Below are 24,600 nucleotides of genomic sequence, written 5' to 3'. Positions count from 1 at the left end.
CGCGGGCCGCGCCCGGCCTGCGGCGTCCACGGCCGCCGCCAGGCCCGCGACGGTCGGCGCGTCGAACAGGTCGGCCAGGGCCAGCTCGACGCCGAGCACCGAGCGGGCCTTGGCGATCAGTCGGGTGGCCAGCAGTGAGTGCCCGCCGAGGTCGAAGAAGCTGTCGTCCGCTGCGACCTCGGGCACGCCGAGGACGTCGGCGAAGAGTCCGGCGAGCACCTGCTCGGCCGCGGTGCGCGGGGCCCGCCCGGTGCCGGCCGGCACCGGGCCGGGGGCCGGAAGCGCCTGGCGGTCGAGCTTTCCGGTGGGCGTCAGCGGGAGCCGGTCCAGCAGCACGAACGCGCCGGGCACCATGTGCTCCGGCAGCCGGTCGCGCAGATGGGACCTGAGCTCCCCCGGCTCGGCCGACTCCCCGGCGGCCGGCACCACGTAGGCGACCAGCCGGACCCCGTCGTCGGTCCGGGCCGTCACGGCGGCCTGGGCGATCCGGGGGTGGGCGGTGAGCGCGGCCTCGATCTCGCCGGGCTCGATCCGGAAGCCCCGGATCTTCACCTGATCGTCCGCCCGGCCGAGGAACTCCAGGTTCCCGTCCGAGCCCCACCGCACCAGGTCTCCGGTGCGGTACGCCCGCGCACCGGCCGGCCCGTACGGATCGGCGACGAACCGCCCGGCGGTCAGACCCGGACGATCGAGGTAGCCGCGAGCGACGCCCGCGCCCGCGATGTACAGCTCCCCCGGCACCCCTGCGGGCACCGGCCGGAGCGCGGTGTCCAGCACGTACAGCCGGGCTCCCGCGACCGGACGGCCGATCACCGGGCGCGGGCTCGACGCCACCGGCGCGACGACCGCGTCGACGGTGCACTCGGACGGCCCGTAGAAGTCGAAGCAGGCCACATCGTCGGCTTCCCGCAGTTCCGCCCACAGGTGGTCGGGGACGGCCTCACCGCCCGCCACGACCACCGCCGGACGGTGTTCCTGGTTGCTCAACAGACCGTGCGAGAGCAGGACTTGCAGGTACGACGGGGTGGCGTTGACGAAGTCGATCCGGTGCCGCACGGCGTAGTCGACGAAGGAGGCCGGGTCCGCCCAGGTGTCCAGGTCCAGGACGTGCAGTTCGTGTCCGGAGAAGAGGCCGAACAGCTGGTCCCAGGAGGCGTCGAACGCCGCCGAGGTCGTCAGGGCCAGCCGTGCCCGGTCCCCGAGCAGCGGCTGGAACAGCTCCCGCCACTGGTGGGCGAAGAGGTTCGCCAGGCCGCCGTACGTCGACGCCACGCCCTTGGGCCGTCCGGTGGAGCCGGACGTGTAGACGAGCTGGGCGGTGTGCCGCGGGTCGACGGCCACCGCGGGCTCCACCGCCGGGAGTCCGGCGAGCAGGGCGGCCGTCTCCGGGTCGTCGAGCACGAGCCGCTCGGCGGGGCCGTTCTCCGGCAGCCGGCCCGCGGTGCGGGAGTCGGTCACCAGCAGCACCGGCCGGGCGTCGTCGAGCAGGTACGCGATCCGGGCGGCCGGGTGCTCCGGGTCCACCGGGAGGTAGGCCGCCCCGGTCTTCAGCACGGCCAGAATCGCCACCACCAGCCCGGCCGAACGCGACAGGGCCAGCGCCACCGACCGCTCGGGCCCGGCGCCCCGGGCGATCAGGGCGTGCGCCAGGCGATCGGCCCGGGCGTCGAGCTCGGCGTACGTCAGCGTTTCCTCGCCGGACACCACCGCGACCGCGTCCGGTGTCTCGCGTACCCGGGCCCGGAAGTGCTCGGGCAGCGGGGCCGCGGGGGCCTCCGTCGTCGTGCCGGTGCCGAGGGCCAGCAGTTCGCCGTGTTCGTCGGCCCCGATCAGTCCGATACGGCCGACCGCCTCCTGCGGGTCGCAGTCCGTAAGGGTGTCCAGCAGGTCGAGCAACCGCCTTTGGTGGGCGGTGAGTTCGTTCTCCGTTTGCACCTCCGCGTACGCCCCGAGCTCGATCCTCGGACCGTACTCGTCGCGCCCGCCCACCGCCCAGATCGCCAGGTCGTCGGCGGAGGTGCCCAGGGGGGCGGCGACCGTGGCGGGCCGTCCGCCGAAACTCGGCCCGGAACCGAAGGACATGATGTTCACGATCAACGGGAACGCCGTCTCGATCGTGCCGGACCACCCGAGTTCCCGGAGCAGGTCCTCACTGCGGTACCGCTGGTGCGCCAGCGCGGCCGCGACCTCCCGGTCCACCTGGTCGACCAGTTCCGACCACGACAGATCCGGTCGGACCGACAGACGCAGCGGCACCAGGTTCGACACCGCGCCGGGCGTCGCCGCCAGTACGGTGTCGCCCGCCCGGCCGGTGACGGGCAGGCCGAGCACCACGTCCCGGGCCCCGGTCAGCCGGTGCGCGTACAGCGCCGTCGCCGCGAGCACGAAGCGGGACCAGCGGACCCCCACCCGCTCGGCCGCCCCACGCAGCGCCCCGGCGCGGAACGGTCCGGCCGGCGCGGTGCGCCGGAACCGGGTGGACAGGCCGGCCCGTGGACGGTCCGACAGCCGGGTCGGCGCCGGCCGGTCGGCGAACCGCCCGACCCAGTAGTCACGGTCGGCAAGATACTGTTCCGAGTCGCGGTACGCCACGTCGCCGGCGACCAGCTCTTCCAACGAACCGAACAGGGACGGCGGCACCGGCCTCCCCTCGGCCAGTGCCGTGTACGCCTGCGCCACGCGCCGCCCTACGAGGGCGTACCCGAACCCGTCCATCACCAGGTGGTGGTAGCTCTGGTAGAAGAAGGACCGGTCCGGTGCCAGCGTGATCAGCGCGTAGCTGAACAGCGGGTCGTGGGCGAGGTCCAGGGGCCGGAGCCGGTCCCCGTCCATCCACTCCCGCGCGGCCGCGAACGGCGAGGCCTCACCGCTGACGTCGATGCGGTGAGGCCGCCACTCCACCCGCTCGCGGAGGACCTGGTGCGGGCCCTCGCCGTCCTCGGCGAAGCCCACGTGCAGGGCGTCGACCTCGTCGACCACCCCGCGCAGCGCCGTCTCGAACAGCTCCGGGTCGACCGGCCCGTGGATCTCCAGGAATTCGCCGATCCGGTAGGCCGGAATCGCGGTGCGAGCCCGCTGTTCGGCCAGCCAGATCTCACGCTGGGCCGCCGTCAGGGGAAGGGCGTCGCCGTCGCGACGGGACATGGGGGTACCTCCAGAAGTGTGGGCGGGCGTGTGCGCAGGGCACGCCGGGCCGCGCCGACCGCGGTGGCGTCACACGGTCGGCGAGCGGGCGCGGCTGCCGTGGGTCAGGCGGCGAGCGTGCGCCGGCACTGGTCGACGATGCCGCCGAGCCGGTTCATCCGCAGCATCACTATCCGGGGCAGCCCGATCAGCGGACTGAGCACCTCGAAGCGCAGGGTGCCGTTGCGCACGGCGCCGCCGCCGATCAGCAGGGTGCCGGCCATCGAGGCGGTGGTGCAGACCCGGACGTTCTGTCGGCTGCTCTCCCGGACCGTCTCGCTCAACTCGTCGATGCGCTCGTCCTCGTAGTCCTCGGTGCGGAAGCTCTCGACGGTGGCGCCGGCCTCCAGGCTGTTCACCAGCCGGCTGTGCAGCCTGGCCCGCTGCTCGCCGGAGACGGCGTGGTCGGCCGCGGCCTTGTCCTGGTAGTGGAGCGACCGCCAGGCGATGACCGGCCCGGGCAGGAACGCGATCAAGGCGATCTGCGGTGCCGGTGCGGCGGGCCGGGCCGGTGCCGGGCGTCCCGCTCCGGTCGGGCCCTTCACGACCAGGGCGGTGGCCCTGCCGACGATGCGGCCGACCTCCGCGGCACGCACCCCCGTATCGTGCCGGACGAGCACCGGCTTGACCTCACAGCGCCGGCGGCCCTGAACGACCGAACGCGGGCTTACGTCCAAATCCACGGAGTGGAATCCGGATGCGACACCCGGTAGCGATGACATGTGTACGATCACCTGTTTGCGGAGGTCGCGAAAACCGTCATGGGCAGGGCGGATTACGGCGACGGAGCGGGAATTCTGGACGGCGAACTGCGACGGCCGACAGGGCTGCGGTCGGCCGCCGCCCGGGCATGCTCCTTCGAAATCGAATGTGCGCCAGGCGGCGGCCGGAACCCGAACCGGCCGTCAGTACGCCCTTCCGGCACCTGCGGTCGCGCGGATCCTCGGGGCCCTCGCGCCCCCCTCGGTCCGGTCGACGGCCTCGCTCTCGGTGCTGTTCTCGGCAGCACGCTGACCGTCAGCCGAACGGGTTCCGGTGTCACCGGCGGCGATCTGAGCCGTCACCACGTCGGCAGCGACCTCGGCCGCGAGGTCGTGGATGTTCTCCCCGGCCTCGTGGGCCGCCTTCTTCACCTCCATCGCGATGCCGACGGACGTCTTGACGACGCCACGCACCAGCGGCTTGAGCAGACGCTTGGCCAGTGGGGCGACGATGAGACCGACCAGGAACGGCGGGACTACGGGCGGCACCATGCTCCATCCTCTCTACGCAGACGCATGACGGGGACCCCGGTCACTGCGAACACCGGAGCGGCGCACAGCCGGGCGGACAAAAGCATTCCACCTCGGAATCCGATATTCACTTATCGAACCGGATTCCCGGACACCGGCGCTCCGCCCGGTCTCCGAGCTACCGTAGTCGAATCATGTCCATCTGAGCCAAAACGCCTCCACCGGTTCACTCCTGCGAGTGTTCAAGGCCTTCCCAAGCGACCTGAATTGCCATGCTCCCATATTCGGAGTAGTACGATGACCGGCTTTTCATGCCCACTAAAAACGACAGGGTCTCAATGGAGCACCTCAAGTACCGGCACCACCACCCCGTCGAGTTTCACTTCCGATGAGCATCCATAGCCCGCCGGTGTTCGGGGTTCTCGAAGTCGAAGCGGCAGCCGGCGTCCCACGCACCCCGCCTCGCCTTGGGCCGCGGGCCGTCAGCGCCGGGCCAGCAGGCCTCGTACGTAGGCCGCCTGGCCGACGTGCTGGAGGTCGTCGGCGATCACACTGATCAGACGCACCCCCAGGGTGACCGGGGGCTGCCACGACTCGTCGACGATCCGGGCGAGGGACCGGTTGTCGAGGCCGCGCACGTAGTCGACGGTCCGTGCGTGGACGGCCTCGTGGTAGCCCACGAGAAGGTCGGCGGTGGCGGTGACCTTGGCGACCTGCGCGGGTCGGTGCCCGTAGCCGGTGGACGGCGCGGCGAACGGCAGGGCGAACCGGCCCGCCCAGCCGTCGGCGGTCCACACCTGTTCGCGGTCGGCCGCGTCGGCGAGGTGGTCGTCCTGCACCCGGGTGAGGTGCCAGACCAGCCAGGCGATCGAGTTGGCCGAGTCCTGCACCCGGAACGCCAACTGCTCCGGAGTCAGGCCGTCGACGACGTCGGCGACCGTGTCACGGATCCGGTCGAACGCGTCCACGAGAAGATCGGTGCTGGTCACACCGGCCACTGTCGCCTCCCGGTCGAGTACCCCGTCCCACCGGCGGCGTGGCGGGTCACGCGCCGCACCGACGATTGTGTCCCGCCCGTGGAGCCCCGGCCACCCGGGCCCGACGCGCCGCCGCCCGGGCAGCCCCCGGGGCGGGGGCCGATCCGGTCCGCCTTTCGTCTCGGCATTGCGGACACTCCCGGCCCGTCGGCGTGCGGCGCCGTCCATCCCTCCGCCGCGTCCACAGCCCGGCGGTGTCGGTGCTGGCGCGGCTGCCCCGGCGAGCCGATCATGGCCCTGGCGTGGCCGGTACCACCCCGGGTGGGGACGGCCGGCCAAGGCACCACCCGATGGCACGCGGTGGAACTCCGCCTCCGCCCACCGCGGGGCCGTCCCCACCGCTTCGCCCGTGTCGTCCACACCAGAAGGGCCCCTCCATGGCCGCCTCCCGGACACTCCCCGCCGACCGCCGTGGCTCGGCACCGCGTTGCGTGAGCGCGGCCCTCGCGCTCGGTGTCGCCGTCACACTGACCGGTGCAGGCCCCGCCCCGAGGGCATGGGCCGACGACGGCCCGTTCCCCGTACCGGTGACAGCCGGCCAGGCCGACCAGGTGATCACGGTCAAGGCGGACGGCACCCGCGCCACCGTGACCCTGTGGGTTCGCCAGGACGGCGTCTGGCGGTCCCTCGACTCCACCACCGAGGCGCGCATCGGGTCCGGCGGCGTGCACGACGGCCCCACCCGCATCCAGGGGACCGGGACCACACCGACCGGCACGTACACCATCACCCGGGCCTTCGGCATCTCCCCTGACCCGGGCACGAGGATGCCCTACCACCACGTCACCACGCACGACTGGTGGGTCCAGGACCCCTCCTCCGCCTACTACAACCGCATGCGCACCGACACCGAGGGCGGCTTCCACCTCACCGAACAGGGCCCCCTCGGCAGCGAACACCTCATCAACTACCCCGTCCAGTACGACAACGTCCTGGTGATCGACTTCAACACCTCCCCCGTGGTGAAGGGCCGCGGCGCCGGCATCTTCCTCCACGACCTCGGCCCCCAAGCCGGCGCCACCGCCGGCTGCGTCGCCGTCCCCGCCGCCTTCATGGCCCGGACGATGCAGTGGATCGACCCCGGCAACCACCCCGTCATCGCGATCGGTTAGACACCCCCGAGCCCACCCCAGGACGGCACCTCCCGCCCAGCTCCCCCGCCGAGCGCGACCCACGTCAGAAATCTTCACGGGGGTAGGCTCCCCGACCACCATCGCTGCGGCGTGCCGAGCCCTCTTCGGCCTCGACGCCTGTCGGACCCGGCGGGCGGCGGACGCCCTCCCGGCCACCGTAACGGCGGGCGGAACGGCCGGACGACCGGAGCGGCGGGTGGGGGGAGCCGCCACCCGGCGCTGACCTCCCCCGCCGGGTCGACGGCGCGCAGCGCTCCTCAGCCGGTCAGCACTGCCAGCACTTCGCGCAGCTGCGTGAGCGGCTCCGGGCCGCAGATCCGGAGCACCACCGTCTGCGTGCCCGCATCCCCGAGTGCCCGGAGCGCTGCCGCGGCCTCAGCCGCCGTGCCCCCGGCCGCGAAGGTCTGCGGCTCCTCGCGTCCCAGCCACTGCGCGTGCCCGGCGACGGCCTCCCGCAAGGCCGGCGCCGCCGCGTCGCCTACGCCCAAGAACGTGAACACGGTGATCGTGTAGTCCGCACCCGCGCCGCCCCGCTCCGCGGCCGCGCGAACCGCACGCAGGTCATCCGGGCCGTGGCCCTCGGCCACCAGCGTGCCTTGCGCAGCACGGCCGGCCAGCTCCAGCGACTTGGGCGAGACGACGCCCGCGACCACCGGCGGGATCGCGTCCTTCGCCGGCGGGTGGACCAACTCCACCCCGTCGATCCGCAGTTCGCGACCCGCCATGGTGACACGCTCGCCACCCAGCAAGTCGCGCACGGCGGTCAGGGTCTCCTCCAGCAGCGCCAGCGGAGACCGCGGGGCAACGCCGACCTGCCGCATCCACTCCCGCACGCCGTGGCCGATCCCGGCCACAAGGCGGCCGGGGAAGACCCTGGCCAGGGTCGCCACCTCCATCGCCAGCAGTGCGGGGCTGCGCAAGGGCGCGGGCGCGATCCCGATACCGACCCGCAGCCGCTCCGTCGCGCCAAGGGCGACCGCCGCCGCCGAGATCCCGCCGTTCCACCCCAGGTCCTCGACAACCCACAGGTCGTCCACCCCGAGCGCCTCGACCTCCCGTGCGAACGCTGGCAGCCCGGCCGGGTCCCAGGAGCGGTCATACATCACACCGATACGAAGGGTCGTCATAAGTGATCAAGCTAGTCCCATGCATCGGCCCATGGCGAGTGCGGATGTACCGACCGCTGAACCCGGTGGGCCCCCGCCTCAAGGCCTGCGCCCAAACGCCACCCGAGCCTGCCCGGCCCGCCACCGCCGCAACCGCAGCGCGGCTTCGTCGTCACTCCCCCGCCCGCCGCAGTAGAACCGGCGGTGCCTGGTCACCGTCCGGCCGCGTAGCCCTGCATGCCCCGCGGGTCCGCGGCAGCCGACAGGAGCCCGGTACGCGGATCGCGGGCCACCGCGCAGACGCGGCCCTCGCTCCACGGCCCGGCGACCCGCACACGGTGCCGGCGCCGGCGCAGTTCGGTGATGGCGGCATCCCCGATCCGCGATTCGACGACGACCCGGGCCGGGTCCATGGCGTGCGGGTGGAACGAGGACGGGAAACCCTCCTGATGCCAGTTCGGAGCGTCGACGGCGCCCTGCAGGTCGAGGCCGCCGCGCACAGCCGGGCGCAGGGCGACGGCCAGGAAGAAGTGCAGGGTCCACTGGTCCTGGGCGTCGCCGCCCGGAGTGCCGAACGCCAGCACCGGCTCGCCGTCCCGCAGCGCCAGCGAGGGGGACAGGGTCGTGCGCGGACGGCGGCCGGGGGTGAGGGAGTTGGGCAGCCCCGGTTCGAGCTGGGCCATCTGGAGACGCGTCCCGAGCGGGAAGCCCAGCTCCGGGACGACGGGGCTGGACTGCAACCAGCCGCCACTGGGCGTGGCGGAGACCATGTTGCCCCAGCGGTCGACCACATCGACGTGGCAGGTGTCGCCGTTGGTGGCCCCGTCGGCGGCGATGGTCGGCCCGACCTGGTCACCCGGGGCACCCGGGTCGGTGACGCTCGGGCCGGTGACGCTCGGCTCGCCACCGCCGAGCGCCATCGCCCAGTCTCCGGTCCGCGGTGCGGCAACCGCGCGCCGACCGAGCCGCGGCGCCCGGCCGCCGGGTCGGCCGGGGCGCAGCTCGGCTGAGGCGAACTCTCCGATCAGCGAGCGGCGTTCGGCACTGTAGGCGGGATCGAGCAGGTCCGCCATGGCGACCTCGGCGTGTTCGGTGTTGTCGCCGTACCAGGCCTCCCGGTCCGCCATCGCCAGCTTGCCGCCCTCGATCAGCGCGTGGAGGTACTCCGGTCCGCCGTACTCCGGGCCGTCCTGTCCGAACTGGTCCGGAAGCAGGGCGAGCTGCTGGAGGAAGACCGGCCCCTGGCTCCACAGCCCCGGCTTGCAGACCGTCCAGCCGCCCCACTCGTAGCTGACCGGCTCCTCGTACGTCGCCTCGAAGGCCGCGAGATCGTCGGCCGTGAGCACCCCGGCGTGCGGCACGCCCGAGGTGTCCATCGCCGGCCGCGCGGCGAACTCGGCCAGCGCGGCCGCGACGAACCCCTGTCGCCAGACCCGCCGCGCCGCGTCGATCTGCTGCTCCCGCCCTGCCCCGGCGGACTCCGCCTCCGCCAGCAGCCGCCTCCACGTGGCGGCGAGACCTGCATTGCGCAGCAGCGCACCCGCGGTGGGCGGGCGGCCGTCCGGCAGGTAGAGCGCCGCCGAGCTCGGCCAGTGCCGCTCGAACTGCTCGCGCACCGCCACGACCGCCGCCCCGATGGCCGGCAGCGCCGGATGTCCGTGCGCCGCATAGCCGATGGCGTACCGGAGCACCTCGGACAGGCGTTTGGTGCCGTGGTCGCGGAGCAGCAGCAGCCAGGCGTCGAACGCGCCGGGGACGGCGGCGGCCAACGGCCCGGTGCCGGGCACCTCGTCCAGGCCGAGCGCGGTGTAGTGCCCGATGGTGGCTCCGGCGGGTGCTCCGCCCTGGCCGCAGAGCACCTGCGGACGTCCCCCCGCCGGGGCGAGGATGATCGGCACCTCACCGGCCGGCCCGTTCATGTGCGGTTCGACCACCTGGAGCGTGAACCCCGCGGCCGCGGCGGCGTCGAAGGCGTTCCCGCCGTCCTCCAGAACCGCCATCGCCGCCGCGGTGGCCAGCCAGTGGGACGAAGCCGCCATACCGAAAGTGCCCTGCAGAGTCGGACGGGTGGTGAACATGCGGGTCCTCCTTGAGTTCGGCCCGGCTGTCAGGGATCCCTACCCGGCGATCCCCCGGCTTGGAAGGAGCGCTGGTCGCGGTTCTCGCCGGGGGCTGATCCCGGCGTCATCGGGGCTGCACGGCACGCCGCGTCAGCCGATCACCGACCTCGCGGGCGATGGCGAACCTGACCGTCGACAGGCCCGGAGCTCACGTTTTGCTCCTCCTCCTGAGGTAAGGCGCACAGAGCAGGAAAGGAGGCCTGGCGATGACACGCGCGGTTGGTATCGATCTGGGGACGACGAACTCGGTGGTCTGCGTGCTGGAGGGCGGCGAGCCGGCCGTCATCGCGAACACCGAGGGTGCGCGGACCACTCCGTCGGTGGTGGCGTTCGGCAAGGGGGGCGAAGTGCTGGTCGGCGAGGTCGCCAAGCGGCAGGCGGTGACCAACGTGGATCGCACGGCCCGCTCGGTGAAGCGGCACATGGGCGAGGGCGACTGGCGCTTCCCGGAGAAGAGCGAGGTGGCCGGCAAGCGCTACACCGCTCAGGAGATCTCGGCCCGGGTGCTGCAGAAACTCAAGCGGGACGCCGAGGCCTATCTCGGCGAGGGCGTGACCGACGCCGTGATCACGGTGCCCGCGTACTTCAACGACTCCCAGCGCACCGCGACCAAGGAGGCCGGCGAGATCGCGGGCCTGAACGTGCTGCGGATCATCAACGAGCCGACCTCCGCCGCCCTCGCCTACGGGCTGGACAAGGAGAACGAGCAAACGGTGCTGGTCTTCGACCTCGGCGGCGGCACCTTCGACGTCTCCCTGCTGGAGATCGGCGAGGGCGTGGTCGAGGTGAAGGCCACCAACGGTGACACCCACCTCGGCGGCGACGACTGGGACCAGCGCGTCGTCGACCACCTGGTCAAGCAGTTCAGGAACGGCTACGGCATCGACCTGTCCAAGGACAGGATGGCGGTCCAGCGCCTGCGCGAGGCCGCCGAGAAAGCGAAGATCGAACTGTCCGCCGCCAGCGAGACGACGATCAACCTGCCGTACATCACCGCCTCGGCCGACGGCCCGCTGCACCTGGACGAGAGGCTCACCCGCGCCCAGTTCCAGCAGCTCACCGCCGACCTGCTGGACCGCTGCGAGGGGCCGTTCCACCAAGCCGTGAAGGACGCGAGGATCAAGCTCGCCGACATCGACCACGTGATCATGGTCGGCGGCTCCACCCGGATGCCGGCCGTCACCGACCTGGTGAGGAAGCTCACCGGCAAGGACCCGCACAAGGGCGTCAACCCGGACGAGGTGGTGGCCATCGGCGCCGCGCTGCAGGCGGGCGTGCTGAAGGGCGAGGTCAAGGACGTCCTGCTGCTGGACGTCACCCCGCTGTCCCTGGGCATCGAGACCAAGGGCGGCATCATGACCAGGCTGATCGAGCGCAACACCACGATCCCGACCAGGCGCTCGGAGGTCTTCACGACCGCCGACGACAATCAGCCCTCGGTGACCGTGCAGGTCTACCAGGGCGAGCGGGAGATCGCCGCGTACAACAAGAAGCTCGGCATGTTCGAGCTGACGGGCATCGCACCCGCGCCGCGCGGCCTGCCGCAGATCGAGGTCACCTTCGACATCGACGCCAACGGCATCATGCACGTCGGCGCGAAGGACCTCGGTACCGGCCGGGAACAGAAGATGACCGTCACCGGCGGCTCCTCCCTGCCCAGGGAGGAGATCGACCGGATGATGCGCGAGGCCGAACAGCACGCCGAGGAGGACCGCCGTCGGCGCGAGACCGCGGAGACCCGCAACCAGAGCGAGCAACTCGTCTACACGACCGAGAAGTTCCTCCAGGACAACCAGGACAGGATCCCGGCCGATGTGAGGAGCGAGGTCGAAGCAGCCCTTGTGGAACTCAAGGACGAGCTCAAGGGCCAGGACGCCGCCGCGATCCGCACGGCGAGCGAGAAGCTCGCCCGGGTCAGCCAGAAGCTCGGCCAGGCCGTCTACGCCCAGGCCACCCCCGGTGCGCCGAGCGGCGGCGCAGGCGGCCCACAGGCCGACGACCAGGAAGTCGTGGACGCCGAGATCGTCGATGAGGACGAGCGCAAGGGAGGCACCCCGTGACCACGCCGCTGCGGCCACACGGGTAACCCGAGAGGCAGCGCATCCGACTGCCCGTCGGCACGGTCCGGGCGATCATGGCCGAGGCCGCCCGGTGCATGCGGGCGGCCTCGCGGACGGCGGTCTCACGGCAGTTCAACGGCGTGCAGGCACGAGCGCTGCGGGCCGTCGGCGGGTGCGTCGAGGACCGTGGCGACTTCGCCCCTGATCTCCACGCGCAGATCACCGTCCGTGCTCTCCCACACGGGGCTGCCGTCCGGCCCGGTCTCCTCGGTGACGTGGACCACGACGACGGTGGGCGGGCCGTGGCTACCCACCGGCCCGGGCAGCGTCACCGCATAGCGGCGGTTGAGGCTGCTCATGGACTCGCCTCCTGTCCGTTTCCCCGCCCTGTGCCGCCGGTTCTCCTCCCCGCCCGGGCTCCTGGCCACGACGGAAGGAGCTGGTGGACACGGGGCCCTCGGCACAGTTCTGCCCACCCGAAGAGCTCAGGCGACCTCGTCGGGTGGGTGCGGTGGGACCCGTCCGGCTACCCGACGCCGGGCCCCGGCAAACGGCATCCAGGTTCCGATACGCCCGGACCGGTAGGCCGCTCCGGCGGAGGAGACCGAGAACCCGACCGACCGAGGCTGCCATGACCGCGTTCGGCTACTTCCTGTCCTGCGAGGAGTTCACCCCCGCCCAGGTGCTGGACGGCTACCCGATGGCGCCGGGGCCATGCGCTCAGACGGGCGGCGGGTGGAGCGGGTGGAGCCGCAGAGCGTCGTAGACGGTGGCGTGAACGGCGAACAGTGCCGCGGTGTCGGTGAGCTCCAGGACCCTCAAGGTCCGCTGCGAGGGGGCGATCAGCACGAGTGTGACGTCCTCCGCCACAGCCCGCAGCCGGGCGACCAGGAGCATGTTGAGGCCGGTCGCGGTGAACAGCTCCACGCCGGCCAGGTCGACCGCGAGCAGGGCCGGACGCTGGTCGAGTGCGGCGCCCAGCGCCTGGGCGGCAACCGGTTCGCTGTCCAGGATCATGTCCCCGGTGAAGGAACACACCAGCGCGTGGCCCACCCGGACGGTCTCCGACTTCAGACAGGGCAGCGCAATGCTCATCGGGTCCACACGCACCATCTCCAGACGGGGGACCACCGCACGGATCGGCCGCGACAACGATGCGACTGCGGTACCTCCACTGTTCGCCCGTTTGCCCGACATGTCAACCATTGCGCGAATTCGCTGTCGCGCTTAGGCAGCCGTGAAACGACGGTCTTATCGTGGAGACATGGACACCGGTACGGCCACCGAGCGGCAGTGGACCTTCCTGACCAACCACGCCCGCGTCCTGGTCCAGATCGCCCGCGATCCCGGCATCCGCGTACGCGACATCGCCACCCGCTGCCTGCTCACCGAACGCGCCGTCCAGCGCATCATCACCGACCGCGAACAGGCCGGGTACCTCAGCCACGAACGCCGCGGCCGCGCCAACCACTACAGCGTCATCGCCAGTGAACAACTGCGCCACCCCGCCGACGCCGGCCCCACCGTCGCCGAGCTCCTCGCCGCGCTCCTGCGCTGACACCCACCGACGGACAACAGCGCCGGACACCAGGATCGCCCCTCCGACGACGTCGAACCGCCCCTGCGTCAGATGCGCTGGACCGACACGGCGATCAGGATCGTCGCATCCCGGGTGCTCGTCGACCTCCGATCACATGTCCGGCCCACATGCCCGATTCCTTCCGAAAGCAACGTTTTGAACCCCCTGTCCAGGGCAGCGGCTCGGTAACGAAGAAGCAAGGAGGGCCCGATGTCGACAGGAGATCTCATCGCCATCATCGTGCCGGCCGCCGTCGTGCTGATCCTCGTCGCCGCGGCACTGTGGTTCGTCAACCGCCGCCACCGGCTGCGGGAACGCTTCGGCCCCGAGTACGAACGGACGATAAGCCAGTCGGACAGCCGGCTGGCAGCAGAACGCGAGCTACGGGACCGCGAGCTACGCCACCGGGAACTGGACATCAAGCCGCTGCCGGCCGAGGCGAGGCAGCGCTACGCAAGCGACTGGACCCAGGTGCAGCAGGAGTTCGTCGACCGGCCCGGTCAGGCGGTCCAGAACGCCGACCGCCTGGTCACGACGGTCATGCGGGACCGCGGGTACCCGACGGAGGACTACGACCAGCGGCTGCGCGACCTGTCGGTCGAGCACAGCCGCACCCTGGAGCACTACCGCGTCGCACACGCCGTCAACACCCAGGCCGGCCGCGGCGATGCCACAACCGAGGAGCTGCGGGGCGCGATGGTGCACTACCACGCGCTGTTCGACGCACTCCTCGACGGAGGAACGGAACGAGACCGAACGGAGGGACCGAGATGAGGCACATGAGACACGACGACCAACGGGCGTCCACCGAGGACATCGCAGCGGGCGCGAGCTCGATCAAGGAGGCGGACACACCGGAGCGGCCCGTCTACCCCGGCGAGGCCACCACGACCGAGTCACCCCCGGACGAGACCGCAGGACATCCGACCGGCGGGGCGGCGGAGGGCGACATCCCCGACGGCGAGGGTCGGCGGAAAGCCGAGGGGGAGGGCGAGGAGTCGCTTCTGCCGCCGGACGACGCGGACGAACTGCGCGACCGCTGGCGGCAGGTGCAGACGCGCTTCGTCGACGATCCCCGCGAGGCCGTCAGCAGTGCCGACGAACTGGTCGCCGATCTGATGCGGCGCCTGGCCGAGAACTTCGCGGGCCGGAAGCGCACTCTGGAGAACCAGTGGAACCGTGACGGCAAGGCCGACACCGAGGAGCTGCGGGTCACGCTGCAGCAGTACCGCGTCTTCTTCGACCGGTTGCTCAGCACCTGAGGGCCGGTCACCAGAGAGCGGCGGCTCGGGTCCGCGAGGCGCCGCGGGCACACGCGGGGCCGGTCGGAGGGGGCCCGGAGGTGTGCGGGCCGCTGGCGGCCTCGGCGAGGACCAGCCGGCCGGCCCGGTCGTGCTCCAGGTAGATCTCGGCGGCGGTGACCACCGAGCCGGCGGAGGTGGCCAGGGCGAGCTAACGCTGGAACCGCCCGGTGCGCACGTTGCGCAGTGCGAGCTCAATGTGGCCCATGACGGCCTCCGAAGGGCAGGAGCTCCTGGAGCTTGGCCCTGAAGCCCTGGCGGACCATCGCCGCGCGGTCGTCGTCCGCGCGCAGCACGGACGCGGCGGCGGCCTCGATCTGGTCCCAGCTCGCGTGCGGTGGGATCGGCGGGACGGCCGGGTCGGTGCGCAGCTCCAGGAGGAACGGGCGGTCGGCGTCGAGGGCGTGCTGCCAGCCGCCGGGTACGTCGTCGGGCGCGATGGCCCGCACGGCGGCCAGGCCGAGGGTGCGGGCGAAGGCCGCGTAGTCGACGTCGGGGAGCTCCTGGGAGGGCAGGAAGCTCGGGGCGCCCTGCATGGCCCGCATCTCCCAGGTGACCTGGTTGAGGTCGCGGTTGTTGAGCACCGCCACCACCAGGCGCGGGTCGTCCCACTGCTGCCAGTACTTGGCGACGGTGATGAGTTCGGCGAGGCCGTTCATCTGCATCGCGCCGTCGCCGACGATCGCGATCGCGGGCCGGTCCGGGTGGGCGAACTTGGCACCGATCGCGTAGGGCACGCCCGGGCCCATGGTGGCCAGGGTGCCGGACAGTGTGCCGCGCATCCGGCCGCGGAAGCGCAGGTGGCGGGCGTACCAGGTGGCGGCGGAGCCGGAGTCGGCGGTGACCATGGCGTCGTCGGGCAGCAGGTGGTCGAGGGCATGGATCGCGTACTCGGGGTTGATCGGGTCGGCCTCGACCTCGGCCCGCCGCTCCATCACCTCCCACCAGCGCTCGGTGTTGTCGCAGACGGTGCGCTGCCAGTCGCGGTCCTCCTTGCGGACCAGCAGCGGCAGCAGCGCGTCCAGCGTGCGGGCGGCGTCGCCGACCAGGTTGACCTCGTACGGGTAGCGCAGCCCGACCATGAACGGGTCGAGGTCGATCTGCACGCCCCTGGCCTGCCCGAACTCGGGCAGGAACTGTGTGTACGGGAAGGAGGAGCCGACGGTCAGCAGGGTGTCGCAGTCGCGCATCAGCTCGTAGGAGGGGCGGGTGCCGAGCAGGCCGATCGACCCGGTGACGTACGGCAGCACGTCGGGCAGCGCGTCCTTGCCGAGCAGCGCCTTGGCGACGCCCGCGCCGAGCAGTTCGGCGGTCTCCTGGACTTGCCGGCGGGCGTTCCGGGCCCCTTGCCCGACCAGCATCGCGACCTTGCGGCCGGCGTTGAGCACCTCGGCCGCCCGACGCAGCTCGCCGTCCTCCGGGATGATCGTCCACTGTGGAGCGCCCAGGCTGGAGGGCACCATCTTGAAGGCGTGCTCCGGCGGGCTGTAGTCCAGTTCCTGGACGTCTGCGGGCACGATGACGGCGGTGACCGTGCGCCGGGCGGCCGCGGTGCGCATCGCCCGGTCCAGCACGTTGGGCAGCTGCTCGGGGACGGTCACCATCTGGCAGTACTCGGCGGCCACGTCCTTGAACAGGCTCAGCAGGTCGACCTCCTGCTGGTAGGAGCCGCCCATCGCACTGCGGTCGGTCTGCCCGACGATCGCGACCACCGGCACGTGGTCCAGCTTGGCGTCGTACAGCCCGTTGAGCAGGTGGATCGCGCCCGGTCCGGACGTCGCCGCGCACACGCCGGTGTGCCCGGAGAACTTGGCGTAGCCGACGGCCTCGAACGCGGCCATCTCCTCGTGCCGGGCCTGGACGAAGACGGGGTCGTTGTCGGCCCGGCCCCAGGCCGCGAGCAGTCCGTTGATGCCGTCGCCGGGATAGCCGAAGACGTACTCGACGTCCCAGGCGCGCAGTCGTTCCAGGATGTGGTCGGAAACCTTCGGGGACACGGTGCTCCTCCTTCGTCCGGGCCCCCCGCAGGGCGGCTATCCGCTGCGGGGGGCCGGAAACACCGGTGAAGGGGAATCTCAGTGCGGTTCCCGGGGTTCCTCGTCCGTCCAGCCGGGGGCGTCGCGGTCCTCCAGCTGCTCACGCAGGCGGGTCAGGGTGGTGCTGAGCAGGCGGGAGACGTGCATCTGCGAGACGCCGATGCGCTCGGCGATCTCGGACTGGGTCATTCCGTCCCAGAAGCGGAGCTTGAGCACCAGCTGTTCCCGCTCGGGCAACCCGGCCAGCAGCGGCCGGACGGCGGTGCGGAAGTCCGCGAGTTCGATGCCTGGGTCGCAGCCACCGAGCCGGTCCACCAGCGCGCTGCCACTCTCGTCGGCGTCCTGGTCCCGCAGCGCGTCCAGCGAGCTGGGGTGGTGGACCCGGCCCGCGACCAGCCCTTCGGTGGCCTGCTCGACGCTCAGGTGCAGGTCCTCGGCGATCTCCTCCGGCCGTGGGAGGCGGCCGAGCTCCTGCTCCAGCCGGTCCGAGCCGCGGGCCACCGTCAGGTACAGCTCCTGCATGCCGCGCGGCACCCGCACCGGCCAGGAGGTGTCGCGGAAGAACCGCTTGATCTCCCCGGCGATGGTGGGGATGGCGAAGGTGACGAACTCGACACCACGGCCCGGGTCGAATCCGTCGACGGCCTTGATCAGGCCGATCGTGCCGACCTGCAGGATGTCCTCCATGTCCTCCGAGCGGTGCCGGAATCGGGCCGCGATGAACCGGACCAGGGGCATGTTGAGCTCGATGATCGTGCCGCGCACGTAGCTGTAGGCGTGGGTCTCCCGGGCGAGCCCGGCCAGGCGCTCGAACAGCGCGTCGCTGAGCTCGCGCGCCTCGAACTTTCCCATACGGCGAAGCTCGGCCTCGGAGGGCCGAGCGGGCAGGCCCGGCGGGACACCCGACGGCACGGTGGTCACGTAGCCGGGTCGGTGGCCTGTTTCCGGATCCGTCTTCAGGGGCGTGGACACGGCGGCTCTCCTGAGCATCGGGATGAGCTCCCGGCGCCGCGAGCGGCTCGCGCTCGCACAGCACGCGGGCTTCCTCCCCCAGGACCCGTGCCCGGCTTCGTCAGGCGGCGGCCCTGGTGCCACCCGGTGGGTGGGGAACGGCCGGCGGATCAGCGGCAGCCGTTACGTGGGTCTTCTACCCGACATACGACATCTGATTCAGGTTTCGGGTGGTTTGCGGCTTTTTCTTCGGGGACACGCGCGTGGACACCGGCCGTGACGCCCGCAACGAGCGCATCATGACCGTCCCCCCGCCTCCGGCCCCGGCTCCCCCGCCGGCCCCACCGTTCCCCGACCCGGAGCCGGCGCCGCCGGTGCCCCACCCCGGGCAGCAGTGACCGGCGCCCGGCTGACGGCAACCCGCCCCTCGCGGCGAGCGGACGTGGTGGCCGGTCGGAGAGGGGGGACCTCCAGCCACACGAGTTTCCCCTCGCCCTCGGGCAGCGAGCCCCACGCCCGGGCCAGCCGGTCGACCAGCCGGAGGCCGTGACCGCCGGGCCGGGCCGGGTCGGTGCTGACGCGCAGCCGCGGCGCTACCGGGCTGTCGTCGCGGACCTCGACCCGTAGCCGGGTGCCGTCCCAGTTCAGTCGCAGCTCCCGAGGGCCGCCCGGGGCGTGCAGGCACGCGTTCGTGACCAGCTCGGAGACCATGAGCAGGACGTCCTCCGTGACGGCCTGCCGTTCCTCGTCAACGGCCGGCAGCCAGTTCCAGCACACCAGTGCCTCGCGGCTGAACTCCCGGCAGCGCTGCACCGCGCCCTCGCTGCCCGCCATGACGAGCCGCCTGGTCTGCTCCAGGCCGTCCACGCCGGACCTCCTCACACCGGGCAGGCAGGGGCACCGCCCCGACCCACCGGTGGTGACGTGCCGTCCAGGCCGTGATGCCGCGCGGCACACGGGACCGCACGAGCGGATCCGCCGCAGCCGGCCCCTGCCAGGCCGGGTCCGCCACCCGCCTGTCGTCCATGCCCCGCGTTTGCCCGGTCCCGCTACGGCTACACGCAGGAGGAGCGAGACGAAGGCGAGCGCCATGACGACATCGGGCACCGGCCACAGCACCCGCCGGCAGCGCACCGGGCGCCGGGAGTCCCCCGACGAACGGGCAGACCGGCGCTGGGCGGACCTGCTCCAGGAGGTGCGGGTCGCCCAGACCGGCTCGCAGGTCCTCTTCGGCTTTCTCCTGAGCGTGGTCTTCATGCCCCGCTTCGCCGGGCTCGGCGGCTTCGAGCAGGGACTGTACGTGGCCACCGTCGTTCTCGGGGCCCTCGCGACCGGCGCCCTGACCGCGCCGGTCGCCTACCACCGGATCTTCGCCGGCCACCGCCTCAAGCCCCAGCTGGTGGACGCCGCCGCCCGGCTGGTGGCCACCGGCCTGGTCCTGCTGGCGCTGACCATCGGCTCGGCACTCCTGCTCCTGCTGCGCGTCGCGATGGGGTCGCTCGCTTCCGGCTGGATCGCCGGAGGCGTCATGCTCTGGTTCGCGGTCTGCTGGCTGCTGCTGCCGGTCCGCCACCTGCACCGGCACAACGGCCACTGCTCCCGGCCTCCGGGCAGGACCACGGCCGCCCCGACCCGCGGCGGCGCCGCCACCCCGCGTACGGAAGGACGCCCGACATGACGCTCCGCACTCGTTCGAAGCCGCGCACCGTGGTGATCACCGGGGCCAGCGCCGGCATCGGCCGTGCCTGCGCGCGGGCCTTCGCCGCCGACCGCAACCGGCTGGTGCTGGTGGCCAGAGGACCGGCCGGACTGCACGCCGCCACGACGGAGGCCGAGAAGGCGGGCTCACCGGTATGCGCGATCCTCGCCGATGTCGCCGACCATCGGGCGTGCGAGGCCGTCGCGGCCCGGGCCGAGGCGGAGTTCGGCCCGGTCGACGTCTGGGTCAACGACGCCTTCGTCTCCGTCTTCGCCCCCTTCACCGAGATCAGCGCGGACGAGTTCCGCCGGGTCACCGAGGTCACCTATCTCGGCTACGTCAACGCCACCCGCGCCGCACTGCATCACATGCTCCCGCGCGACCACGGCACGATCGTGCAGATCGGCTCCGCGATCGCCTACCGGGGCATTCCGCTGCAGAGCGCCTACAGCGGCGCCAAGCACGCCCTCCAGGGCTGGCACGAGGCACTGCGCTGTGAGCTGCTGGCCAGCGGATCCGGCGTGCGGGTGACCATGGTGCAGCTGCCCGCGGTCAACACCCCACAGTTCGACTGGGTACTCAACCGCCTGCGGAGCCGCGCCCGGCCCGTCGCCCCGGTGTACCGGCCGGAGGTAGCCGCCCGCGCCGTCCGGTACGCGGCCGACCACCCGAACAGGCGGGAGTACTGGGTGGGTGGCAGCACCACCGCCACCCTGGTCGCCAACGCCCTCGTCCCCGGCCTGCTCGACCGCTACCTCGCCCGCACCGGCATCGACGCCCAGCAGGACGAGGAGCCGCACCGCGCCGACACCCCGGACAACCTCTGGACCCCGGCGGACGCGGCCCGCGACCGCGGGGCCCAGGGCCGCTTCGGCGACGAGGCCCGGGGCCGCAGCGCACAGTTGTGGGCCTCCCAGCATCACGGCCTGCTCGCCGCGGGCGGCGCAGGCCTGCTCGGCGTCGCCGCCGGCACACTGGCCCGCCGCCGGTGATCCCGAAACCGGTAACCGCGCCCGGGCGTCCGGTACTGCCGCCAGGACCGGGGCACACCTACCGGCACAGGATCGTCTGGCCGTCAAATCCCGTATGACGGGCGGACACGGCCGCAGGTGTGGAAGCACCTCCCGCGGGCACACGCCACCGCGGGGCGCAATCTCGTCCCTGTCATGAGAGGAGTGAGAGCGATGGGCACCGAGGAGAAGTTGCGCAACATCGCGGAGAAGGGCAAGGGAAAGGCCAAGGAGGCCGCGGGACGCGCGACGGGCGACCGCACCGTCGAGGCCAAGGGCCGCGCCGAGCAGGCGAAGAGCGATCTGAAGCAGGCCGCGGAGAAGGTGAAGGACGCGGGCAAGCACTGAGCCGCGGTCCCGGTGGCCGTCTGCGGACGGGCCACCGGGACCGGGCGCCTTGGAGGTGAGCAGCGTGAGCGAGCAGGGCGGGCCGATCCCGAAGGACCCTCCCGTCCCGGTGGAGACACCCGAGTCCCGGATGACCGGCGAAGGCGCACCGCCTCCCGGGCACGAGGAGGAGAAGGGGCCGGACGACGGCCCCGAGTACGCCGTGACCGAACCGGCCCATGACCCTGAACCCCACGAACCGCCCGACTGAACCGGCCGGGCCGATCATCGGAGGTTCCGGCCTGGCCGTGCGGCGAACGGGTGGTACGGAAGGACGATCCCACGGGCGGCGGCGCCTGCGGGACCGGGCCGTGGGACACGCGGTACAACTTGGGCCGCCCGCCGCGGTGGCGGGGCCCGGCAGCGTGTGGCACAGGGGGTTGTGCGGTGCGGACGGCGGACGAATTCCTGCTCTGATGAGGGCTGTTGCTGCTGCTGATCAGCGCGGTGACACCGCTGGAGGTGGCGGTCGGCGGCGGCATCGCGTTCCTCGGCGCAGCCGGGGAGGCGGCCGTACGGCGCGCGTCGGACGCCTCGCCGGGCGGAGCGGCCCGCTTGGCACAGGCGCTCTGGACCTTCCCGTGGACCCTGCCGGCCGACACCGGCCGGCTGGCACTGGCCGTGCTGTCACCCGCGCACCGGGACGCGGGGTTTCGCGGAGCGGTTCCTCTCTCATGGCTGCCTGCCGGGTTGACGCTCACGCTCCGGCCTTCCCCCGCGCGGGGGAGTCGGGTGATCCGTGGGATGGATGTGATCGGCGCGGGTGACGGGGAGTCTTGGGGTGTCGGCAGTCCGGATATACGGGGGTCTCAGTGGCTGTTTCTGCAAACTCGGAGGCAGGCGGCGTTCCCAGGCCACCGACCACAAGCCCGCGGCGGAAGTTGTGGTGGCGGCGGTGGCCCATGTGGGTACCCACGGCCGCTGCTCTGTGGGGCGTGTTGTACGCCGCTGTCGAGGTCACCTGGGCGGTGACGGGCACCACCGTGCAATGGAAGGAACACGCCTCGTACGCGCCGGGGGTCCAGCTCTTCCTGGCGGCCCTCGCGCTCCTGGCCGGCGGCGCCTGCCTGGCCGGCACCCGAACGCTCACCAGGCCCGGCCGGGTTGTGGTGGCGACGGCGCTGGTCACGGCGCTCCCGGTGTTCGTCGTGGGAATGAACGGGCTGCCGATCCATTTCGTGACGATTGCGACGTTCTCGGGGGTCGAGAGCGCCACCGGGCTGGCCCAGGTGCTGTTGAACACGGCCGGCGCCGCCCTTCTGCTCCTCGTCGGTTTGTCGTACCGTCGACGGCTGCGCGGCGACTGCCCGCGATGTGGGCGGCCGCACGCCGGCGCAGCCGACGGCCCGCTTGCCCACCCAGCGGCCTCCCGGGCCCCGAGGCGGACCCGCGTCACGGTGTACCTGCTCATGTGCGGACTTCTGCCGTGGGCTGGAGCCAAGACCATCTGGACGCTGGGCGGCAACGCGCTCGGCGTCGCGGGCGATGACTGGCAGAGGACGACGAGCGTCGACGCGTCAGGCCCGGCGAAGGCAACCGCGTCGGCGGGGATCGACGTGACCGTGCTGGCCGCGATGGTCGGGATCTTCCTGCTGCTGGGGCTGCTGTACGTGTGGGGGCAGGTGTTCCCCCGCTGGACGCTGTTCCTGTCCGGACGGCGGGTCCCTCGCCTGCTGCCCTTGGTTCCGGCCTGGCTGACCGGCATCCCACTGACGATGTACGGGGCCGTCCTCGTCATCATGGCCCCGCTCATGGCTGTCGGCGTGCTGCCCGGGATCAAGCCGTCCCTGCCGTTCACCACCAGCTCGGGGATCACCTGGTTCGTCGAGTTCGGCGGCCTGGCATTCGGCGGTCTGGGCATCGGCCTCGTCGTGGCCGCTCGCTCCTATGCCGCCCGCACCCGCCCCGTCTGTGCCGGCGCCACGGCAACGCAGGGCCCGGGTAGTCGGGTGTCGGAATGGCAGCTTCCTGCCGGCGATCGACGCGCAGTCGGCGGCGGTTCACGATCGAACCGCTCAAGTGCATCGCGTCAAGCCGCTCCCTTCCTGGACTGAACGGCCCGGCCGCCCGACGCACTCGGGCGTCGGGCGGCCGGGCGGAACGGCGAGGTCAGAAGGTGAGGTTCCAGGCGTCGATCGTGCCGGTGTCGCCGGAGGCGCCGTCCTTCACCCGGAGCTTCCAGGTGCCGTTCGCCGCGCTCGCGGCGGCGTTGACGGTGTAGGTCTTGGCGACGTTGTCGGTGCTGTCGTTGTTCGGGAAGTCCTCCAGGAGGTAGACCGTGCCGTCGGGCGCGACCAGGGAGAGGACCAGGTCACCGCGGTAGGTGTGCTTGATGTCCACGCCGACCTTGAGCGTCGCGGGCGCGTTGCCGGTGACGCCGGTGACGGTGATCGGGCTCTCCACCGTGGTGTTGTCGGGGATCGCCACGTCGGCGGTGTTCTCGAAGTACTTGCCGGTGGGCGGGGTGGCGCCGCCGACCGCCTTCAGCGCGTCGACCTGGCCCTCGCCGAAGAAGCCGTTGTTGGCGGTGGTGCCGGTGCAGCGGCTGTCGGAGACGGGGCAGGCCAGGTCGTTGGCCTGGCTCGCGAGGCGGGCCCGGATGTCGGCCGGGGTGAGCGAGGGGTCGGTGCTCGCGATCAGCGCGGCCACCCCGGTGACGTGCGGGGAGGCCATCGAGGTGCCGCTCTTGGTGCCGTACTTGCCACCGGGCAGGGTCGAGTAGACGCCGGTGGCGCCGTCGCCGCCGGGCGCCGCGACGTCGATGACCCCCCGGCCGAAGTTGGAGTAGGAGGCCTTGCCGCTGCCGCTGCCCGTGGCAGCGACGGTCACCACGCCGGGGAGTTCGGTGGGGATGTCGAGGCAGGCGTTGCTGATGGTCCGGGTGACCTTGGTGGAGTCGTTCGGGCTCTCGGTGTCGGTGGTCTTGTTGGCCAGGTCGTAGTTGGAGTTGCCGGCCGCCGCGACCTGCAGCGAGCCCTTGCCCTCGGCGTACTCCTGGGCGCGCTTGACGCCCTCGATGATGGCGGCCTGGTCGAGGTCGTTCGGGCAGTTGAACTGCCAGGGGTCGGTGTAGTAGCTGTTGTTGGTGACCTTGAAGCCGTGGTCGCCGGCCCAGACGAAGCCGCAGACGGTGTTCTCGGCGTAGAAGAGGGTGCTGGTCGGCTCGGCGATCCGGACCGAGGCGATCTTCACGCCCGGTGCGACGCCGATGACGCCCTTGCCGTTCTTCGCGGCCGCGATGGTGCCGGCGACGTGGGTGCCGTGGGTGTCCACGTCCCGCCAGGCGCCGCTGCGGGTGTCGGGCTTGCCGTAGGCGCAGGAGACCGAGTCGGCGGCGTCGAAGTTCGGCGCGAGGTCCTGGTGCTGGTCGTCCACGCCGGTGTCGAGCACGCCGACCTTGACGGACGGGGAGCCGGTGGTGACGTTCCAGGCCTGGTCGGCCTTGATCTGGGTCATGTCCCAGCGGTTGGACTCGGTGAGCGTGGTGGTCGACTGGGCGGGGTTGGCGGGCAGGACCGGGCTGTAGGCGTCGGCCGGCACGTCGGAGGTGCGGGTCGCACCGACCTGCTGGATGCCGGGGACGGTCCGCAGCGCGGCGGCGAAGCCGGCGCTGGTGGAGTGGGCGACGATGACGCCGATCGGGTCGTAACTCGCGAAGACCGTACCGCCCTTGGCGGCGATGGCGGTCTTGGCGGCGGCGATGTCGGCGGGGGCGCTGATCACCAGGTAGGCGCGGGTGCCGGCGGCCCAGCCGGCCGCGGTGCCC

At 72.2% G+C, this 24,600-nt stretch carries 23 protein-coding genes; 10 read left to right on the top strand and 13 right to left on the bottom strand.

The features are described from left to right. The 4 genes from KS423_RS11750 to KS423_RS11735 form a co-directional block, all read right to left on the bottom strand. Window positions 1-3,144, bottom strand: a 3,144-nt coding sequence (locus KS423_RS11750) for a non-ribosomal peptide synthetase (RefSeq protein ID WP_224278055.1), incomplete at its 3' end; no start/stop codon positions are given. 104 nt (window positions 3,145-3,248) lie between these two features. Then, window positions 3,249-3,779: a hypothetical protein gene (locus tag KS423_RS11745; protein ID WP_224278054.1), complete on the bottom strand. Its 531-nt coding sequence runs from the start codon at window positions 3,777-3,779 to the stop codon at window positions 3,249-3,251. 309 nt (window positions 3,780-4,088) lie between these two features. Then, window positions 4,089-4,436 (bottom strand): DUF5132 domain-containing protein, encoded by a 348-nt coding sequence (locus KS423_RS11740; RefSeq protein WP_224278052.1) that lies wholly within the window; start codon window positions 4,434-4,436, stop codon window positions 4,089-4,091. Window positions 4,437-4,897: 461 nt separating this feature from the next. Then, window positions 4,898-5,404, bottom strand: a complete 507-nt coding sequence (locus tag KS423_RS11735; protein WP_224278050.1) for a DUF664 domain-containing protein — start codon at window positions 5,402-5,404, stop codon at window positions 4,898-4,900. Between the two features lie 479 nt (window positions 5,405-5,883). Between KS423_RS11735 and KS423_RS11730 the strand changes: the two genes are divergently transcribed. After that, on the top strand, window positions 5,884-6,564 hold the full coding sequence (locus KS423_RS11730; protein ID WP_224278048.1) for a L,D-transpeptidase family protein: 681 nt from the start codon (window positions 5,884-5,886) through the stop codon (window positions 6,562-6,564). Window positions 6,565-6,842: 278 nt separating this feature from the next. Here the strand turns inward: KS423_RS11730 and KS423_RS11725 are convergent, their stop codons facing one another. Then, on the bottom strand, window positions 6,843-7,712 hold the full coding sequence (locus KS423_RS11725) for an LLM class flavin-dependent oxidoreductase (protein ID WP_224278046.1): 870 nt from the start codon (window positions 7,710-7,712) through the stop codon (window positions 6,843-6,845). Window positions 7,713-7,903: 191 nt separating this feature from the next. After that, window positions 7,904-9,769 carry a gamma-glutamyltransferase family protein gene (locus KS423_RS11720; RefSeq protein WP_224278045.1) on the bottom strand — a complete coding sequence of 622 codons (1,866 nt, stop codon included), beginning with the start codon at window positions 9,767-9,769 and terminating at the stop codon, window positions 7,904-7,906. Between the two features lie 248 nt (window positions 9,770-10,017). Here KS423_RS11720 and dnaK point away from each other — a divergent pair, with 248 nt between their 5' ends. Continuing rightward, window positions 10,018-11,871, top strand: a complete 1,854-nt coding sequence (gene dnaK / locus KS423_RS11715; protein ID WP_224278044.1) for a molecular chaperone DnaK — start codon at window positions 10,018-10,020, stop codon at window positions 11,869-11,871. 122 nt (window positions 11,872-11,993) lie between these two features. Here the strand turns inward: dnaK and KS423_RS11710 are convergent, their stop codons facing one another. Continuing rightward, on the bottom strand, window positions 11,994-12,230 hold the full coding sequence (locus tag KS423_RS11710) for a DUF6296 family protein (protein WP_224278043.1): 237 nt from the start codon (window positions 12,228-12,230) through the stop codon (window positions 11,994-11,996). Window positions 12,231-12,591: 361 nt separating this feature from the next. Beyond that, window positions 12,592-12,966 (bottom strand): STAS domain-containing protein, encoded by a 375-nt coding sequence (locus KS423_RS11705; protein WP_224278042.1) that lies wholly within the window; start codon window positions 12,964-12,966, stop codon window positions 12,592-12,594. A 169-nt stretch (window positions 12,967-13,135) separates the two neighbouring features. Here KS423_RS11705 and KS423_RS11700 point away from each other — a divergent pair, with 169 nt between their 5' ends. From KS423_RS11700 to KS423_RS11690, 3 genes are all read left to right on the top strand, one after another. Next, window positions 13,136-13,429, top strand: coding sequence for a helix-turn-helix domain-containing protein (locus KS423_RS11700; protein WP_224278041.1), 294 nt, complete (start codon window positions 13,136-13,138; stop codon window positions 13,427-13,429). A gap of 231 nt (window positions 13,430-13,660) precedes the next feature. Beyond that, the gene (locus KS423_RS11695) at window positions 13,661-14,224 is read left to right on the top strand and encodes a hypothetical protein (RefSeq protein WP_224278040.1); all 564 of its coding nucleotides are present in this window, start codon (window positions 13,661-13,663) and stop codon (window positions 14,222-14,224) included. Then, window positions 14,221-14,712, top strand: a complete 492-nt coding sequence (locus tag KS423_RS11690; protein WP_224278039.1) for a hypothetical protein — start codon at window positions 14,221-14,223, stop codon at window positions 14,710-14,712. Before KS423_RS11695 ends, KS423_RS11690 begins: the two co-directional genes overlap by 4 nt. A gap of 7 nt (window positions 14,713-14,719) precedes the next feature. On the opposite strand, the gene KS423_RS11685 is transcribed toward KS423_RS11690, so the two are convergent. The 4 genes from KS423_RS11685 to KS423_RS11670 all read right to left on the bottom strand — a co-directional run bounded on the left by KS423_RS11685 (window position 14,720) and on the right by KS423_RS11670 (window position 18,605). Next, on the bottom strand, window positions 14,720-14,875 hold the full coding sequence (locus KS423_RS11685; protein ID WP_224278038.1) for a hypothetical protein: 156 nt from the start codon (window positions 14,873-14,875) through the stop codon (window positions 14,720-14,722). Window positions 14,876-14,945: 70 nt separating this feature from the next. Further along, window positions 14,946-16,748: a thiamine pyrophosphate-requiring protein gene (locus KS423_RS11680; RefSeq protein ID WP_224278037.1), complete on the bottom strand. Its 1,803-nt coding sequence runs from the start codon at window positions 16,746-16,748 to the stop codon at window positions 14,946-14,948. 78 nt (window positions 16,749-16,826) lie between these two features. Next, window positions 16,827-17,759, bottom strand: coding sequence for a SigB/SigF/SigG family RNA polymerase sigma factor (locus tag KS423_RS11675; protein WP_224278036.1), 933 nt, complete (start codon window positions 17,757-17,759; stop codon window positions 16,827-16,829). Between the two features lie 276 nt (window positions 17,760-18,035). Beyond that, complete coding sequence (locus KS423_RS11670) at window positions 18,036-18,605, bottom strand: ATP-binding protein (RefSeq protein WP_224278034.1); 570 nt, start codon at window positions 18,603-18,605, stop codon at window positions 18,036-18,038. A gap of 223 nt (window positions 18,606-18,828) precedes the next feature. Between KS423_RS11670 and KS423_RS11665 the strand changes: the two genes are divergently transcribed. From KS423_RS11665 to KS423_RS11645, 5 genes are all read left to right on the top strand, one after another. Next, window positions 18,829-19,416, top strand: coding sequence for a DUF6328 family protein (locus KS423_RS11665; RefSeq protein WP_224278032.1), 588 nt, complete (start codon window positions 18,829-18,831; stop codon window positions 19,414-19,416). After that, window positions 19,413-20,429, top strand: coding sequence for an SDR family oxidoreductase (locus KS423_RS11660; RefSeq protein ID WP_224278031.1), 1,017 nt, complete (start codon window positions 19,413-19,415; stop codon window positions 20,427-20,429). The genes KS423_RS11665 and KS423_RS11660 overlap by 4 nt, the downstream gene beginning before the upstream one ends. A gap of 192 nt (window positions 20,430-20,621) precedes the next feature. Then, the gene (locus KS423_RS11655) at window positions 20,622-20,795 is read left to right on the top strand and encodes a CsbD family protein (protein ID WP_224278029.1); all 174 of its coding nucleotides are present in this window, start codon (window positions 20,622-20,624) and stop codon (window positions 20,793-20,795) included. Between the two features lie 64 nt (window positions 20,796-20,859). Further along, entirely contained in the window at window positions 20,860-21,045 is a 186-nt protein-coding gene (locus tag KS423_RS11650) for a hypothetical protein (RefSeq protein WP_224278027.1), read from the top strand. Between the two features lie 724 nt (window positions 21,046-21,769). Further along, on the top strand, window positions 21,770-22,888 hold the full coding sequence (locus KS423_RS11645) for a hypothetical protein (protein ID WP_224278025.1): 1,119 nt from the start codon (window positions 21,770-21,772) through the stop codon (window positions 22,886-22,888). 55 nt (window positions 22,889-22,943) lie between these two features. On the opposite strand, the gene KS423_RS11640 is transcribed toward KS423_RS11645, so the two are convergent. After that, a partial coding sequence (locus KS423_RS11640; RefSeq protein ID WP_224278023.1) for a S8 family serine peptidase occupies window positions 22,944-24,600 on the bottom strand: 1,657 nt, incomplete at its 5' end.

The sequence above is a fragment of the Streptomyces sp. LS1784 genome, from assembly GCF_020103755.1.
In the GTDB taxonomy this organism is placed as follows: domain Bacteria; phylum Actinomycetota; class Actinomycetes; order Streptomycetales; family Streptomycetaceae; genus Kitasatospora.
This window is presented reverse-complemented; position numbering and strand designations above follow the sequence as displayed.

What these genes read in the sequence shown, in the direction of transcription:
- KS423_RS11740 (WP_224278052.1), bottom strand. Translation starts at nt 4,436, where the DNA reads ATGGTGCCGCCCGTAGTCCCGCCGTTCCTGGTCGGTCTCATCGTCGCC.
- KS423_RS11690 (WP_224278039.1), top strand. Translation starts at nt 14,221, where the DNA reads ATGAGGCACATGAGACACGACGACCAACGGGCGTCCACCGAGGACATC.
- KS423_RS11700 (WP_224278041.1), top strand. Translation starts at nt 13,136, where the DNA reads ATGGACACCGGTACGGCCACCGAGCGGCAGTGGACCTTCCTGACCAAC.
- dnaK (WP_224278044.1), top strand. Translation starts at nt 10,018, where the DNA reads ATGACACGCGCGGTTGGTATCGATCTGGGGACGACGAACTCGGTGGTC.
- KS423_RS11695 (WP_224278040.1), top strand. Translation starts at nt 13,661, where the DNA reads ATGTCGACAGGAGATCTCATCGCCATCATCGTGCCGGCCGCCGTCGTG.
- KS423_RS11725 (WP_224278046.1), bottom strand. Translation starts at nt 7,712, where the DNA reads ATGACGACCCTTCGTATCGGTGTGATGTATGACCGCTCCTGGGACCCG.
- KS423_RS11665 (WP_224278032.1), top strand. Translation starts at nt 18,829, where the DNA reads ATGACGACATCGGGCACCGGCCACAGCACCCGCCGGCAGCGCACCGGG.
- KS423_RS11705 (WP_224278042.1), bottom strand. Translation starts at nt 12,966, where the DNA reads ATGAGCATTGCGCTGCCCTGTCTGAAGTCGGAGACCGTCCGGGTGGGC.
- KS423_RS11720 (WP_224278045.1), bottom strand. Translation starts at nt 9,769, where the DNA reads ATGTTCACCACCCGTCCGACTCTGCAGGGCACTTTCGGTATGGCGGCT.
- KS423_RS11660 (WP_224278031.1), top strand. Translation starts at nt 19,413, where the DNA reads ATGACGCTCCGCACTCGTTCGAAGCCGCGCACCGTGGTGATCACCGGG.
- KS423_RS11710 (WP_224278043.1), bottom strand. Translation starts at nt 12,230, where the DNA reads ATGAGCAGCCTCAACCGCCGCTATGCGGTGACGCTGCCCGGGCCGGTG.
- KS423_RS11655 (WP_224278029.1), top strand. Translation starts at nt 20,622, where the DNA reads ATGGGCACCGAGGAGAAGTTGCGCAACATCGCGGAGAAGGGCAAGGGA.